This is a genomic window from Roseobacter sp. HKCCD6576-2, assembly GCF_013179285.1.
Taxonomy (GTDB): domain Bacteria; phylum Pseudomonadota; class Alphaproteobacteria; order Rhodobacterales; family Rhodobacteraceae; genus Rhodophyticola; species Rhodophyticola oceani.
Genome location: NZ_WVNW01000023.1, coordinates 1 through 15,014 on the forward strand (window position 1 = coordinate 1; position 15,014 = coordinate 15,014).

16 protein-coding genes and 1 pseudogene are annotated in these 15,014 nt (G+C 56.3%); 5 read left to right on the top strand and 12 right to left on the bottom strand.

All coding sequences use genetic code 11. From position 1 onward, the window contains the following. A partial coding sequence (locus GTF44_RS20950) for an IS5 family transposase (RefSeq protein WP_171563215.1) occupies positions 1 to 426 on the top strand: 426 nt, incomplete at its 5' end. Positions 427 to 557: 131 nt separating this feature from the next. Here the strand turns inward: GTF44_RS20950 and GTF44_RS20955 are convergent. The 5 genes from GTF44_RS20955 to GTF44_RS20975 all read right to left on the bottom strand — a co-directional run bounded on the left by GTF44_RS20955 (position 558) and on the right by GTF44_RS20975 (position 5,308). After that, on the bottom strand, positions 558 to 1,799 hold the full coding sequence (locus GTF44_RS20955; RefSeq protein WP_171563217.1) for an extracellular solute-binding protein: 1,242 nt from the start codon (positions 1,797 to 1,799) through the stop codon (positions 558 to 560). Between the two features lie 65 nt (positions 1,800 to 1,864). Next, the gene (locus GTF44_RS20960) at positions 1,865 to 2,632 is read right to left on the bottom strand and encodes a carbohydrate ABC transporter permease (protein WP_253261393.1); all 768 of its coding nucleotides are present in this window, start codon (positions 2,630 to 2,632) and stop codon (positions 1,865 to 1,867) included. 47 nt (positions 2,633 to 2,679) lie between these two features. After that, positions 2,680 to 3,564: a carbohydrate ABC transporter permease gene (locus tag GTF44_RS20965; RefSeq protein WP_171563219.1), complete on the bottom strand. Its 885-nt coding sequence runs from the start codon at positions 3,562 to 3,564 to the stop codon at positions 2,680 to 2,682. Continuing rightward, positions 3,561 to 4,637, bottom strand: a complete 1,077-nt coding sequence (locus GTF44_RS20970) for an ABC transporter ATP-binding protein (protein ID WP_171563221.1) — start codon at positions 4,635 to 4,637, stop codon at positions 3,561 to 3,563. Before GTF44_RS20970 ends, GTF44_RS20965 begins: the two co-directional genes overlap by 4 nt. Further along, a complete protein-coding gene (locus tag GTF44_RS20975; RefSeq protein ID WP_171563224.1) occupies positions 4,634 to 5,308 on the bottom strand; it encodes a TIGR00725 family protein in 675 nt (224 codons plus the stop codon). The genes GTF44_RS20970 and GTF44_RS20975 overlap by 4 nt, the downstream gene beginning before the upstream one ends. A 54-nt stretch (positions 5,309 to 5,362) precedes the next feature. On the opposite strand from GTF44_RS20975, the gene GTF44_RS20980 reads away from it, so the two are divergent. Together GTF44_RS20980 and GTF44_RS20985 are read left to right on the top strand one after the other, a co-directional pair. Next, positions 5,363 to 6,085, top strand: a complete 723-nt coding sequence (locus tag GTF44_RS20980) for a DeoR/GlpR family DNA-binding transcription regulator (protein WP_171563226.1) — start codon at positions 5,363 to 5,365, stop codon at positions 6,083 to 6,085. A 260-nt stretch (positions 6,086 to 6,345) separates the two neighbouring features. Further along, entirely contained in the window at positions 6,346 to 7,338 is a 993-nt protein-coding gene (locus tag GTF44_RS20985) for an IS110 family transposase (RefSeq protein WP_171563246.1), read from the top strand. A gap of 324 nt (positions 7,339 to 7,662) precedes the next feature. On the opposite strand, the gene GTF44_RS20990 is transcribed toward GTF44_RS20985, so the two are convergent. The 4 genes and pseudogenes from GTF44_RS20990 to GTF44_RS21005 all read right to left on the bottom strand — a co-directional run bounded on the left by GTF44_RS20990 (position 7,663) and on the right by GTF44_RS21005 (position 11,038). Continuing rightward, complete coding sequence (locus GTF44_RS20990; protein ID WP_171563228.1) at positions 7,663 to 8,526, bottom strand: nucleotidyl transferase AbiEii/AbiGii toxin family protein; 864 nt, start codon at positions 8,524 to 8,526, stop codon at positions 7,663 to 7,665. Next, positions 8,523 to 9,314 (bottom strand): type IV toxin-antitoxin system AbiEi family antitoxin, encoded by a 792-nt coding sequence (locus GTF44_RS20995; protein WP_216365203.1) that lies wholly within the window; start codon positions 9,312 to 9,314, stop codon positions 8,523 to 8,525. The genes GTF44_RS20990 and GTF44_RS20995 overlap by 4 nt, the downstream gene beginning before the upstream one ends. 671 nt (positions 9,315 to 9,985) lie before the next feature. Continuing rightward, a pseudogene (locus GTF44_RS22675) lies at positions 9,986 to 10,230 on the bottom strand (WGR domain-containing protein). Then, entirely contained in the window at positions 10,220 to 11,038 is an 819-nt protein-coding gene (locus tag GTF44_RS21005; protein ID WP_171563232.1) for a WYL domain-containing protein, read from the bottom strand. Before GTF44_RS21005 ends, GTF44_RS22675 begins: the two are co-directional and overlap by 11 nt. A gap of 71 nt (positions 11,039 to 11,109) precedes the next feature. Here GTF44_RS21005 and GTF44_RS21010 point away from each other — a divergent pair, with 71 nt between their 5' ends. Further along, positions 11,110 to 11,532, top strand: coding sequence for an exonuclease subunit SbcD (locus tag GTF44_RS21010; protein WP_171563234.1), 423 nt, complete (start codon positions 11,110 to 11,112; stop codon positions 11,530 to 11,532). Between the two features lie 57 nt (positions 11,533 to 11,589). Beyond that, a complete protein-coding gene (locus GTF44_RS21015; RefSeq protein WP_171563236.1) occupies positions 11,590 to 12,081 on the top strand; it encodes a competence protein CoiA in 492 nt (163 codons plus the stop codon). A 286-nt stretch (positions 12,082 to 12,367) separates the two neighbouring features. Here GTF44_RS21015 and GTF44_RS21020 read toward each other — a convergent pair whose 3' ends face one another. The 3 genes from GTF44_RS21020 to GTF44_RS21030 form a co-directional block, all read right to left on the bottom strand. Beyond that, a complete protein-coding gene (locus tag GTF44_RS21020) occupies positions 12,368 to 12,964 on the bottom strand; it encodes a class I SAM-dependent methyltransferase (protein ID WP_253261394.1) in 597 nt (198 codons plus the stop codon). Positions 12,965 to 13,169: 205 nt separating this feature from the next. Next, complete coding sequence (locus GTF44_RS21025; protein ID WP_171563240.1) at positions 13,170 to 13,784, bottom strand: SMC-Scp complex subunit ScpB; 615 nt, start codon at positions 13,782 to 13,784, stop codon at positions 13,170 to 13,172. Next, entirely contained in the window at positions 13,781 to 14,743 is a 963-nt protein-coding gene (locus tag GTF44_RS21030; protein ID WP_171563242.1) for a DUF1403 family protein, read from the bottom strand. Before GTF44_RS21030 ends, GTF44_RS21025 begins: the two co-directional genes overlap by 4 nt. Between the last annotated feature and the right edge of the window lie 271 nt (positions 14,744 to 15,014).

The following is a 15,014-nucleotide window of genomic DNA, read 5'->3' on the forward strand; positions in this document are numbered from 1 at the left end:
TTCGGGCGCTCAAGAGGTGGCTTCACGACCAAGATCCACCTCCTCGTCAACGCGCATGGTCTGCCCATGAAGACAGAAATCACGCCGGGCCAGACATCCGACTATCTCGGTTTCGATCTGGTCATGGCCGACAACCTGCCAAGTCCCAGCGTGTTACTGGCGGATCGTGGCTACGATGGCGACTGCATCAGGGCTAATCTGATTGCGCGCAACGTCCTGCCCGTTATCCCAATGCGAAAATCCCGTAAGAAGCGTATCGGTGTCGACCGCTCGCTTTACCGCCTGCGCAACCTGGTCGAGCGCTGCTTCAACAAACTAAAGAACGCCCGACGCGTCGCAACACGCTACGACAAGACGGCTGAGAGTTTCCTAGGCTTCATCGACATCACGTCAGTCCGCCTTTGGCTCCGCCATTTGTCAACATGACCTAGTTCGCGAAAACAGCTCAACATAAAGCCCAAGTGACCTACCCTGGACCAGCGATTTACACTTTGATCAACGCGCAACACAGAAAATCGGGCTGCGCGATCTATGCGCGCAGCCCAAACCAACAATGCTCAATTCATGCCCAACTGAGCGCGCACCGTGTTAGCAAGCTCGCTAACGGTTGCTTCGACGTCGGCACCCTCGGAGAGCTCAACGAGCGCTGCACCGATAAGGTCGGTTACAGCGACGCCTTCTGCTCCTGGAAACGCGTACCAAGGCCCAGCATGGTCAGCGACTTGGGTATGGCCGACAAGCGCGTTCGGGTTTGCTTCGTAGTACGCACCAAGATAGCTCGCATCGTCCAAGACGATCTTGTTTGCCGGGGCGTAACCTGTGTTCTCGACGATGATCCTCTGACCCTCAGGGCCTGTCACGAAAGCTAAGTATTCCCAGGCTGCGGCTTGCCGCTCAGGATCATCAGTCATGACGACGATCGCGGACCCACCCGTCGGGAAATAGACGTTTTCTTCCGCCACAACAGGTGTTGGTCTAACGACCAACTCGAAGTTGCCCGCAGAACCCTCCTCGAAGCGCTTCAGGAGCGAGGAAGACTCAAAGAACATGCCCAAAGTCCCGGCTGGAAACGCTTGCCGTGCATCATCCTGGCCCCAGGACGGCATGCCGCCCTCAGTCATGAACCGGTTGTAGAGGCTGGCGGCCATCAATCCTGCTTCGCTGTCAAAAGTGATGTCGGTTTCGTCTGCGTTCAGAGGGCGGCCGCCATGCGATCCCAAGAGTGACTGGAAGCGCCAGTCGTGACGGCCAATCCAAACGCCCTCAATATTGTCTCCAAGTGCGTCGATCTCAGCGGCCAGTTCGATGATGCCATCGAAATCCGTTGGAAAATCCTCCATGGATCCTCCCGCCTGCTCCACGAGATCAGGGTTCACATAAAGAACCATGGTCGAAGCGGATGTCGCGAGTGCGTGTTGTGCGCCCTCAAACTGGCCAAGGGAGAGAAGCGCATCGGTATAGCCTGCGGCTTCCGTGTCTTCTGGAAGAAAGTCATCAAGTGGGTAGATGACGCCGCGATCTTCCAAGATGCGCCAGCGGTTCAAACCCACATAGGCAACGTCAGGTGCCGTGCCCGCTACGTTCTCACGCAGCAGACGCTGTACGCCTTCGGCATAGCTCTCCGCCGGACCATCCATGACGATTGTGATGTCTGGATGAGCCGCCATAAAGGCTTCCGCCAATTGTTCTTGTGTATCTGCCCAAATCGTTGGGATCGCGTAGTGAACGCGGATTTCAGTTTGAGCTGCTGCCATCGACGCTGTGAGCGCCAAACCAGCAGACAAAAGTACGTGTTTCATCAGGATCTCCGTTGGGTTGAAGCGTTCGAGAAAATTGGAGGATTTTGGTTTCTTGCTGCTCTTCCTCATCCTTTGATCCCGGTATCGGCGAGGCCTTGCGTGAAGCGCTTTTGCGCGAGCAAGAAGCCAATCACCAATGGAGCTGTGATCAATGTTGCGCCAGCCATGAGCGGGCCGATGTCGTCCCCGCTTTCTTCATCGCGGAAGAACAGGATGCCGCGCGGTGGGGTTGCGAGGTTGGGGTCAGTGGTTGCAATCAACGGCCAGAACAGATCGTTCCAATGAGCCGTGACAGAGAAAATCGAAAACGCAATCACTGTGGGCAATCCCAGCGGGAACGCGACCCGCCAGGCGATCCCCATTTCCGACATCCCGTCGACGCGAGCCGCATCAATCAACTCATTGGGAATGCGGGCGAAGGCTTGGCGCAAAAGGAACAGGCCGAAGGCTGTTGCGATAAATGGAAGGATCAGCCCTGTATAAGTGTTCAGGAGCTGAAGCTCTGCGAAACCGATGAAGATCGGAATAGCGGTCACATGAAACGGCACCAGAAGCGCTACGACGATCCCTGCAAACATCAACTTGCGGCCCAGAAAGTCACGATGGGCAAGAGCATAGGCGGCAGGGACGGTCACAAGCAGTTGCAGGATGAGGATCCCGCTGGTCACCACGACGCCGTTCAGCAGATAGAGAGGGATGTCGGTCTCTGAGATCGCGTGCCAGTAGTTTTGCAAAGTTGGCGATTGCGGAAACAGCCTGACATCGGTGGTGAACACCTCGCCATGCGGTTTCAGCGACACCGACACCATCCACACGAAAGGAAGCAGGATCATTGCGGCGCCCATGGCAACGAGACCAAGTGATATGATGCTGGAGGGTTTCATCGGTAGTGCACCCGCCGCTCGATCACCAAGAGCTGGATCGCGGTGATCAGCAATAGCGCAAAGAAGAAGACGACCGTGATCGCGCTGGCATATCCGGCTTTGAAGTAGACGAACCCCTCGCGGTAAAGCGCATAAACGATCGTGTCGGAGGCGAAGGCCGGACCGCCTTCGGTCATCGTGGCTACCGTCTCAAACACGCGGAATGCGCTGGCCGCTGTGACGATGAGGACAAAGAGAGTCGTCGGGCCGAGCATTGGCCACGTCACGAGCCAGAATTTAGACCACCCATTCTCGGCCCCGTCGACTTCCGATGCGTCGTAGAGCGTGTCGGGAATGGAGGCTAATCCGGCCAGGAACAGCACCATGTTGTATCCGACGCTTTGCCAGACACCGATGACCGCGAGGGAGTACAGCACAATGTCTCGGTCGCTCAGCCACTGCTGTGTCGACAGCCCAAGGGCGCTTGCCCAGGTGTTGAACAGACCCAAAGAAGGGTGCATAAGCATCTGCCAACTGACCGCCATGGCGACCAATGTCGCTGCAACGGGCAGGAAGTAGACGGCCTTGATGACGTTGGAGACGCGCGGCAAGCTCTTGGCCAGACTATGGAGCCCAATCGCGACGAGAAGCCCCAAGCCCACGGAGGCCGGAATGACGATGCCCGCATAGATCAGGGTGTTGATGATGGCGTTGCGGCCAAGTCGAGACCCGAATAGGTCGCCAAAATTCTCTAAGCCCACCCAATTCGCGGTTGTGGCCCCGAATTGATAATCTGTGAAGGCCAGGACGAAGACGACACCGACCGGCAGAAAGATAAAGAGCACCACTGCGATCGCCGCAGGCCCCACAAGGAGGAGATCTGTGATCCAGCACCGCGTCATCGGGCAATCTCTTGTCTTTGTCCGTGTCGGTCAAAGCCATGCAATGCGGTTTCAAGCGCATTGAGATGGACGCAGACGCCAAGCGATGGTGTGGCGTAGTCGCCCCGAACGACAGAACTCAGCGCCAACCCAGACGGTCCGCGCAGCTTCAAAATCGTCTCTTCACCGTGGAAGGTGACACGCTCAACCTTGGCAGGCAGACCTTCGTCACTGATGAAAAGATCCTCGGGCCGAACGCCCAGAGACAGGCCGGCGCCGGAGGCATGGAGCTTCTCGCCTGCTCCTGCGGGCAGGATGTTCATGCGATGTTGTCCAATGAAGGTCGCGATTTCCTGCGTTGCAGGACGATTGAAGATTTCAACTGGCGTCCCCAGTTGCACAATCTTCCCTTCGATCATCACCGCGATACGATCTGCCATGGACAGCGCATCGGATTGATCGTGGGTCACAAGTAGGAAGGGATAGCCTGTCCGATCGTGAAGTGCCTTGATTTCTTCGCGGGTTTCGGCGCGAAGCTGCGTATCGAGATTAGACAGCGGCTCATCTAGCAAAAATGCTGACGGGTCGCGTACCAAGGCGCGGGCCAAAGCAACCCGTTGTTGCTGTCCACCCGAGAGCTGCCCCGGCTTGCGATCAATTAGCTCACTCAAGCGCAATAGCTCGGCCATCCGGCCGACCGCCTCAGCGATCGCCGTAGTCTTTTTCTTTACGCCGGAAGCGACAAGAGAGGCGCCGGGCAAGCGTTGCCAGGCCGAGAGGCGACGTAGTCGGAGTGGCATGGCGATGTTCTGTGCCACCGTTAGATGCGGGTAGAGCGCATAGGACTGGAACATCAATGCGATGTTGCGGGCCGACGCCGATGAGGTTGTCACGTCTTGGCCAGAGAGCCGTACCGTTCCTTCCGTGGGCCTTTCGAGACCGGCGAACAACCGCAAGGTGGTGGATTTCCCGCAGCCCGATGCACCAAGAAGAGCCACAAACTCCCCTTCACGCAATTCGAGACTTAGATTGTCTACAGCGGTGGCGTCACCAAACCTCTTGCTAACACTCTCAAGAGCCAGAACACCCCTCATACGCAGGCGCTCCCGCGTAGATCGCCGTTCTTGGTGGGCTCGGTGCCCATGCTTGCCAAAACCAATGCGTTCAGGACAGCGCGCACAGCGGCGTCGGCGCTCTCGACGTGGTTCACGCCATCGATCTTGGCCGCGCCTTCGAGCCCGATCACCGGTTTGGAAAAGTGCAGTCCATAGGCGACTTCACTCAGCGTTCCATAAGACCCGCCAATGGCAACCAGAACCCGCGAAGCCTTCGCAATGATCATATTGCGCGCTTCGCCGAGACCTGTTGGAAGCGGTACGCTCACAAAGTCATTTGCTTCGCTTGGCGTGCTGCCCGGCAAAATGCCGATCATCATTCCACCAGCGTTGCGGCAACCGCGTGAGGCCGCCTCCATAACCCCAGACTTGCCGCCGCAGATTAAGGTGATGCCGTATTGGCCTAAGGAATACGCAATCTGTTCAGCGGCGCTGATTTGGCTTGGCGTGGCCTCACGAGGACCGATGACGCCAACGACCAAGCCCCTTAGCTGACCGGAGCTTCCCAAATGTTGGAAGAATTCTTCCAAAGAAATGGGCCGCCCGCCGTCACTTCCTGGTCCAAGGCGCCATCGCACGGCATCAAGCTCAAAACCATTGATCTCAATCTTTCCGTCATCGCGTTTGGCTAAGGAAATACTTGTTGTCATCGGCCGTCAGCTCTGTAAGATAAATTACATATGGTAGAAATATGACACAGATTTATGACAGTCCAAGATAGAAATCTTACACTTACTGAGCGGCAAACGAACATCTTGGAAACGGTCGAACAAAGCGGGTTTGCCACAATTGAAGCATTGGCCGAACGCTTCAATGTCTCCGCACAAACGGTCCGTCGAGACATCATCGCGCTTGCCGATGCAGGGCGTTTGCAGAGATTTCACGGCGGTGCCGGTCCAGTGGGCCAGGCAGAAGCAGCTCGACTTGACTACAGCGCAAAGCGGAGCATCGCGCGACCTGAAAAGCAGGTTGTTGGGCGACGCGCTGCCAAAATCATTCCGGACGGCACCACACTTTACCTTGATGTCGGGACGACGGTTGAGGCCTGTGCTGTTGAGCTCGCGAAACGACCAGGCTTCACAATTTTCACCAACTCAATGCCCGCGGCGATGAAGTTCCATCCGGCCCACCATCATATCTATCTTCTCGGTGGTCGTATGGCCGGTCGGGATGGGTCTCTTGTCGGCACAGAGGTCGTGGACCGGCTTCGGAACGTGAGTTTGGACTATGCTCTTGTTGCGTGTTCTGCCATCGACACGGAGGATCGCGTCATGGATTTTGATCTCGACAAGATCGCAATCAAACAAACGGCCCTTCAATCAGCGCGCCGGTCGTTACTCCTTGCGACCAAGAGCAAATTCAACAGAACCGCACTCGCAGTGGTCGCTCCAGTCGAGGACTTCAACCAGGTCATCTCCGAACGCTAGCAATTAAGCGCCTTGTAGCATTCTGAGTTTGGGCTCGGTGCCGACATCGGATGCGTTGCAGCACCCAAACGTCGGGGCGTCCTGACAACCATCACACCGGCCCTTAGCGGATGAGTTGGATGGCTCCTGCTCCACCGGCATTGGACGTGCCAAAGTGCAGTTGTCAACGACTGCTAGGAAAGGAGCCACCCAATGACAGTAAAGACCGTGGGCCTGGATCGCTGACCGGCAGGGCATTGCGTAGCAATGTCCCGAGAGGGATGGCCAAGGACGTTTTTCAAGTGCACTGCGTTTCGGTCACTGGACGCAAGATCATCAACAAGAAGATCAAACGCGCGAAACTGATTGCGTTTTTCGAGACATTGCCGCGCTGTGTGGTCGGGATGGAGGCTTGCGGCTCGCCCCATCATTGGGCGCGCGAACTAAGCAAGCTCGGCCATGACGTTCGACTTATGCCAGCAGCGTATGTCAAACCCTATGTGAAGCGCGGCAAGACCGACGCGGCCGACGCGGAGGCGATCTGCGAAGCGGTTCGTCGGCCAACGATGCGTTTCGTTGAGATCAAGTCAGAAGACCAGCAGGCTGTACTTTCCATCCATCGTGCCAGGGATCTGGTGGTCCGCCAGCGCACTCAGGTCGTCAATATGATCCGCAGCATCCTTCGCGAGTTCGGTCACATCCTGCCGACAAGCATTGAAGCGGTGTCCAAGTTCGCGCGGGAACACGACATAGAGGAACAGTTGGAAATGCCCGAGATTGCGAACGGCATTCTTGGCGTGATGTGTCATCAACTGAACGGCCTCAATGCGCGGGTTGATGGGCTTACCAAACTGATCGAACAACACGCATGGCTGGATGCCGATGCCCGACGTTTGATGCGCATGCCGGGGATCGGACCGATCACCGCGTCGGCCGTTGTCGCCACCATTGGCGATGCAAAACAATTTGAGACCGGACGTGATTTGGCGGCTTGGCTGGGGCTGACACCGCTGAACAAATCCAGTGGCGGTCGAGAGCGACTTGGACGGATCACAAAGAAAGGTGACCGCTACATTCGAAAGCTACTCATTGTCGGAATGACATCGCGCGCGCTCATGGCCAAGAACAGCCCAGAGAAAGCCGACACCTGGACTGCGAAGCTTCTAGACGAAAGGCCCTTCCGGCTGGCGACAGTCGCCATGGCCAACAAATCCGCCGGGATCATCTGGGCGCTACTGACGAAACAGGAAGAGTACCGGCAGCCAATCGCTTGATCCTGCCCCGAGATGCAAGACGCTTGATGTGATGATGCGAAACGAAGTCAACCAAGAGTAAGGACACTCCGATGAATGTCGCGGCCTTCGAGGTCGTTTAGCCGATAGGAACCTTGCTCGCGGAACTTATCAGGGCCAGTGGCAACCGCCACACAAAAAGGCCGGACACACGACTGTACTGACAGACCATCGCAATCGCAAAAAATCTTTTGCTATGCAGGAGCCATCCACACACGACAATGCATTTGAACCCTTCGGTCGGTCGCCAATCGAAAGAGTAGATTGAGCGAAAGTTTTTAATCTTGATCCGACGAACAACGGCCATTACCAATCAATCCCCAATTTCTCTTTTGCCTCAGGCGACTGGCTCCAAGGCTCACCTGGCATTACCGCAATCAGGCGTTCAAAGATCGCCTTTACCGCGTTGACGCTCGCATCTTCCGTGATACGCCCTGCGGAGTCCGCCGACAGGAGAGGTCGTAGGTCCAACAGCATGTTGCCTTTAGCGAGTTTCGCTAGCATTCGCTGCTCGGCCTGGGCCCGTGTGATCTGCATGTCGCTATCGGCCAGATAGTGTCCGAACAGCGCAACGATGCGCCTGCAATCAAGAGGATTGAAGACCTCCAGGCCATGCGCCAGATCATATAGATCTCTGCCTTTGTCGCGTTGCAGGAGCGCACGAAACTTTGTCGCCAGCATTTCCTCGTTGGAAAACGTGGGTATCGTTGCGTCTCCGGTGAACCACGGATTTTCGACCGCAAACGGCATCATCATGACGGGGTCGTAGGCAACGATTTCGCGTGTGTTGATTTCAAGCTTGAGACGGATCAGGTTTTCCCCTCCGTCCTCTGCGGGCACCCTGAAACGGAACTTTGGCGCGATCTGGCTTTGCGCAAAACTGGCGGGTCCGAGCCAAGGCTCGAGCAGCTTTCGCAGTCTGTCCAATATCGGTCCGATCGCGCCGTTTGTCGTGCGGACAAGATCGATGTCCTCGGAGTAGCGTAGCGGTTGTGCGAAATGCAATTTGTTGAGGGCTGTTCCACCACGGAAGCGCAGCTCGTTTGACAGGAATGCATCACCGAATATTTCGACAAGCGCGCGCGAAATAATGAGATCCTGCTCGACTTGTCTTTGCTCGGCCCATGGCGCGCTCTGGCTCCATGCGACGATGTTCTGGGAGGGGATCATTCATCGACCTCCGGGTGCCGGCGCACGATGACCCGCCACCGTTGATCTCGCTCGATCGGATCGGGTGCGAACATCGGATCGCGCGCTTCTTTCCGATCCAGTTCTGTCCAAGAGGGCCGGTTACTGGACATGAGCAGATCATGCATTTTGCGTGTGAGGCTGCGTCGGTCGAGTATGTCGAGCATATAGCCGAGACGTTGCACGACGGGTTTTTCGAAGCTGAGTGACAGAATTGCCAGCTGATCTGCGTCGATCTTCGAACCCAGGTCAGAAAGGACGGTTGCAACGTTGTTGAGCCCTGCGACCGCGTTTCCGTAGCGCATGAGATCGAGCGCGGTGAGCGCGGGAGAGGAAATCTTCATTGGTCCCGTGTCTGTCTTCATGTCTTTAATGCCGTCGATGATCGAAGCCATATCTTTCCTGAAATAGAAAACGATGAAATTCCGTCCGGCCCGGATCTTGGACATGCGTTTTGCGGTGATAACCTGGAACTCCATGACGGCTTGATGTGAGGCACCGTGCATCTCCGCAGCCTTAAGAAGCCCGACATAGTAAGGTGCCTGCTCGTGTTGCATGAGCGCATCCACATACCAGGAGGGCGGGGGTGCGCCCCAAGACGCAAATTGCGGTGGAACAGCCACGTAGAAACCTTTGCGGGGGCTGATCAACTTCCCCTGGCGCTGCAGGCGTTGTGCCGCATCAAGAAAGGCGCCGCGATTGGTTCCGAGAGCGTCAACCGCATCCTCCGCCGCAAAGACGATACGTCCTTTCGACTGAAGCTCCGTCACATAATCGGCCAGTGTTCTGCGTGTCTTTTGAATCATGTAAGGTAATCCGCGTTTAGTGCGGACTAACATACATGATTTATGAATTTTGGCAAATTCGTGCTGTAGATTCCGCGTTCAGTGCGGTATTATAATCATGAGGTCCCACACAATCCTCAGCACAACATAAATGGCTGGGTCAGGCTCAGTGAGACTTTAGCCAGATCATTCCGTCAAACGCGCCGAGCTTTGCTTTTTCCCGTGAGGCATAGAGACGACGTGCCTGGGTGACGACGCCGCTGCCAAGATGGGTAATTGTACCGCTCCACCCGCCAGGTTTCGGGAAGACGACAATGTGGAACCCGTCCGTTTTCAGTTAGTGATTTCCGCCTTGCGAAACCTTCCACCTTCGTTTCGGCCAACGTGCGCGGCGTTGGGCTAAATTCTTGCTGTCCGCTTCCCGTCTTGACGCGGCCGCGTAGTCTTCCTCCATTTTGCCCGCACACACGCAGCCACATTCAAGAATATGCGGATCGTCAGGGTGCTGCATCTGGTGAACATACCGAATATCTTGGCTTTCGCACATTTCACATTGGCTGGAGGGATCACCGAGATCCTCAAACCCGATGCAGGTCCAGCCTTTCTTGGGAACGCCCTGCTGCGACCATTTTCCAAACATCGACGTTGCAGACCCCTTAGGTTTCAGACACGGGCAGCTTGATCAGATAGCCGCGCGCCAGCTTTTGCTTGACCAGATCGGAAAGAGCAGATTCAGCCTCGGTCTGTGTCGCGTACCATTCGTGGCGATGCCGGCCCCAGGTTCCAAAGCGCCCCACTGGCGGTGGACACCGTGTTGGCCGAAGAGGTCTTTGGTCAGCTCCACGGAATAGAACCGATTCATATTGAGGGAGGGATCAACGCGTCGCATGTCAATTTGCATCGATCTCCTCCTCGCTCATCGGAACATAGTCGATAGAGACCCGTTCAAGACGCGGTTCCTTTTGCTCAAGACCCCAGCGCCGTTCTGTATAAAACTCAAGCGCTTTTCGGGTTTTCGCTTCAAGCACATCTGAGGTGAACCCGAATTCAATGCGGACCACCCGTTGTTGCGCGTCAGTCAGTCTTGAATGCGGCTTGAGTTTCAGGATGGCCCAGGTGAACCAATCATCATCGCGGGGCACTGCATCGGCCGGCTTTGTAGCCACAAATGAACGATCTGGGTCTATGCGTGCGGGATGGAAATCGCGGAAACCCTCACGCTCAAAACACCAGGCACGCACATGCAGTCGCACCCCGTCAGAGGCAAAGCGCACAGGCGCGATCCAGCGGGTCATCGGTTCTGAATCCCGCATCGATTGATAAACGATCTTCGTTGCCTCTTTGGCTCTGAAGGCACGGTAGAGCGGTCGTAGAACACGCATGTCTTGAGTGCGCTGCAAATCGGGCAACCTATCGAAAGCGGAAGATGGTTCGCCGGAGAGGAGTTGCTCAAACTCTATCAAAGAAGCTCTTCCGGTCAGTCGCTCAAAGCTCTCATGGGCCAGGTATTGGCGCGAAGACGCATCATAGTAGAGAGAGTCCTTTGGTGCTTCGGCGAGGTATGCGCGAAAATCGAGCGCGGCCTGTGCATTCGAAATTCCAAACCACTTGATCAAGGAGGCGCGGGTAGCCGCGCCGTCCCAGAAAAACAGTCTGTCGAGGAATTCCAAGCGCGCCCGCTGGGCATGTTTAAGGTCTTCGAAGGCCATGATTGGAAACTAGCTTGACTCATCTCACTTGTCCATCTAATTTTTACATGTTTATAAATTAACGGTGTAAGATGAGAATCCTTCATACAGCAGATTGGCACCTGGGACGCGTACTCCGCAGCGTGTCGCTGCTTGACGATCAGGCCCATATTCTGAATCAGATATTTGATGCGGTTGTTGAGCGAAACATTGACGTTCTGATTGTTGCTGGCGATGTCTATGACAAGGCCTCACCGGCAGAAGCCGCCGTTAAGCTCTATAGCGATTTCATTGAACGCATTTATGAAGAGACCGAAGCGGCAATTGTCGTCATCGCGGGGAACCACGATTCCGGCCAGCGCCTGGGCGCAGTAACCAAACTATTCGACAAGACCCGTATCCTGATCAGAGGCCCCCTTGAGAACAACGAGCCACCACTTCTGCTCGAAGACGAGCATGGTTCTGTGGCGTTCTCGGCCCTTCCACACATTCACGCGCGCGCTGAGGCGATTTAGGTTGGATATGAAATGCGCTCTGCAAATACCCCAATGCCATGAATGTGCCATGTAGCGATGCGCTTTGCACTCCATAACAATTTGCGCGTTGAAGCAACGCCTGGAGCGAAGGGTTATTGTCCCGGCTGCGGTGCGGAACTCATCGCGCGATGCGGAACCAAAAAGGTCTGGCACTGGGCCCACAAAAGTCAACGGCATTGCGACCACTGGTGGGAGAACGAAACCCAATGGCACCGGGATTGGAAGAACCAGTTCCCCGCAGAATGGCAAGAGGTTGCAGCCGGTGACGAACACGGTGAGCTCCACATCGCTGATATCAAGACGCCGAAAGGTTTGGTTGTCGAGTTTCAGCACTCCTACATCAAACCGGCCGAGGCCCGGCAGAGGACGGAGTTTCACAATCCGATGTTCTGGGTCGTGGATGGAGCGCGGCGGAAGACGGATCGGGAGCGATTTCAGACCGCGCTACGAGATGGCGTGAAACACCCGACCAAGGACGGTCTTGTTCAACAGCTATGGATCTACGATTCACGTCTGCTGAAGGAGTAGGAGCATACCGGGGTGATCGTCGCTTTCGATTTTGGCGAAGACGCGGTTTGGGTTCTTCGGCGCATTAAGAACGACTGGGTCTATGGGTTCGAGTAACTCAGCACTAGCAACCCAATCCACGCTGATATTTCAAGGACACGTGCCAAGGCTCAACTTTGGCGTTTTTCCACAGAGAGAGCTAGGCCGGTTAGACACAAAAAGCATGAATTTGTTGCATGGCTAAACCGGTTCCCTCGCTCATGTGCATAACGTGAATGGCCAGTTCGGCGAATTCACAACGCGCATTTCAGTTTGCGGTGCAAACCCATCCTTTGAAAGTAAAACCGGCATAGAACAATTGAACACTGGTGAAACCGGCCTCAACGAAAAGTGCTTCGTCCTCCTCCGGCGATAGCGTTGGGAGATGGCTTTTCATGGTCTCGATGCCTTTCTCGGCCTTCACCGCGTCAAGACCCCATGAAATAAGGAGATCGGCGTTCCGGCGAAGCCATAGGTCTCGCTCAGGGACTTTCTGAGGAAAGCTGTGGTGAGCAACCACGAACGGGGCGCCGGGTCGAAGTCTGCGCCGAAGCTCTCGCAAGCTGCGCAATCGTTCGGCCTGTTCAAGAAAATGTAAAGTCAGCAGACAGGCGGCGCCATCGAACGGTCCGCTAGGGGCGTCATCGATATAACCTTCAACAAACGAAACATTGCGCGCCCTATCCCCGAGCGTATTGCGCGCCTGAGCGATCATATCTGCGGACGGGTCTACACCGGTGAACTGCCATGCCGGGTGCATCTGCGCAAAGGTGTCAAGCTCAAGTCCACCACCTGCCCCGAGCACCAAAACATGCCCATCTTCAGGCACGCACTCAGCGAGCAGAAGCCCCGCCATATGGTGCATGTCGCGCATTCCTGGCACGTGCCTTCCGACACGATCAGCGTATGTCGAAGCGTGGCCCGAGGTATCGGAGAATATCATGCTTTGGGCATATCACAGGCCACGCGCTACGCCACAACGAAACTCCTGGATGAACACAAAAGGCCGCAGACATTCATCTTGAAGGGTCGAGTGTCTGTAAAGGCCGCACCGCGCATTTCGCTATCGGTCATTCTCTCTCACCATACACCGAGTCCAGTTCTAGTTCAGGTAGTTCGCGCAAGCTTTGCAGATCGAACATCGCCAAGAACTGCGGTGTTGTTACGAATGTATGCGGCGCGCCAGGACGCGGCGCTCGAGGGCCGTTCGTGATCAGCTTCTGATACCTAAGCCTCGAAAGGAGATCGCGATTGATTTCTTTTCCGAATATGTCGGCCAGGCCAGCACGATCGATGGGTTGGTGATAAGCGATGGCGCACAGCACCGCCATTTCGGTCTCGGTGAAGCCGATCTCCTGCTCGCCGATATCGGCGGCCGCCTTGATCGCCTCCGCAAAATGTGCCTTGGTGCGGAACATCCAGCCGCCGGCGACGGGGACCAATTCGTAGGGGCGTGCAGTCAGCTCGGCCTGGATGTCGTCGATCAGCATTTCGACAGCAACGCCTTGCCCTACCAAGTGTGCCAAGTCCTCGCGGCCGACCGGTGATGCACTGGCAAAGAGGGCAGCTTCGATCCTTCCCATCCATTCGCGCCACCTGAGCTCTACCGGTAAGTCGTCGAGCTCTCGGTCAAAAAGCCCCCTGCCCTTTTCCGGAGGAGGTCGTTTGGCGGCCGCGACACTCATGGCGCGATCCCGTAGAGCCGGAACGTTGAACGACCAGTGAGTTCCCTGACAGCACCGAGCTCGACCAGACGGTAACATAGCCGGCGCGCAGCTCGCCCGGTCATCGGTGTGCTGGTCCCCTGGATGCGCGGCGACAGCATGCTGGATGGCGCCACCGCATCTTCGCGCAGGAAAAGGGCGACCGCATCCTCTGAACCTCGTGTCCGCAACTTGGGGGCAACTGCTTTTAGCACATCAGATCGCCACGTAAGGGTGCGCGCCACCTGATAGGCTGATTGGGCTCCCTTTGCAAGGGCCTCCTGGACGGCAGTGCCGGTCTCAGTCTTGCCGTCGCGAAGATCCCGAAGCATCGCTTTTTTCAAATGGTGTGCCGTCAGCGGTAGTGGATGATCCCAGCCCAGGGACTTCGCAAGCACCACATCAGCGAGGACGCAGGCCAAACGTTCAGCGCGACCGTCGGCTCGTACGACAGTGCCGATGACATCGCTCGCGGCCGCCAGCGGGCCAATCTGGTTTGCGGCATCAATCGCCTCGGCAATCCAGTGCGGGACATCATCTGAAAGACAATCGTCTGCCTGCGTGGCAACCCTCCCAATCCAGCCAGATCCACGAAGGGAAAGACGCACGGTTGCGCGCCAGAACGCGAGCATATCTCCGTCGGGCCCGAGTGCGTCGCCGGCTGGCGTCAGATGAAAGGCATCGCGGATATCGGTCTCTCGGGCCATCCGACCCTCGAGCCTTGACGTTGCCGCGGACGCTTGTAGCGCCAGCGTATTCGCCAGGAGAACCTTAGGTACGCATTCACCTTTCTGCATTAGGATCATGTCCAGCAAGGCAAAGCTCGCGCCCGACAAAAAGGCAACGTTCTGAGCACTTTCGCCCGAACGATTGGTGACCCAGTCGGGTAGGCCCGCTAGGCTGGATCGGTCTGAAAGGATGCGCGGCGACTCGTAGGTCATACCACAGAGTCTCGCTTATCGCGGCGCTTTTGTCCACCAAATACGGCAGAAACCGCCCCGCCTTAAACATCTTTTCCATGTCCAATAAGGTTGCCTTATCGGACATAATTGAGATAGGCTCGAGAACATGCAGAATTCCGACTATAAACCACACAAAACGCCCGCTTCAGAGCAGCCTAAGATCGAGATTTCGAGCTCGTCGCCCTCGGAGGCGACGATCGAGACTGAGCTCGACGAGAGAGACGTCCCAACGGGTCAAAAGATCGCCCTG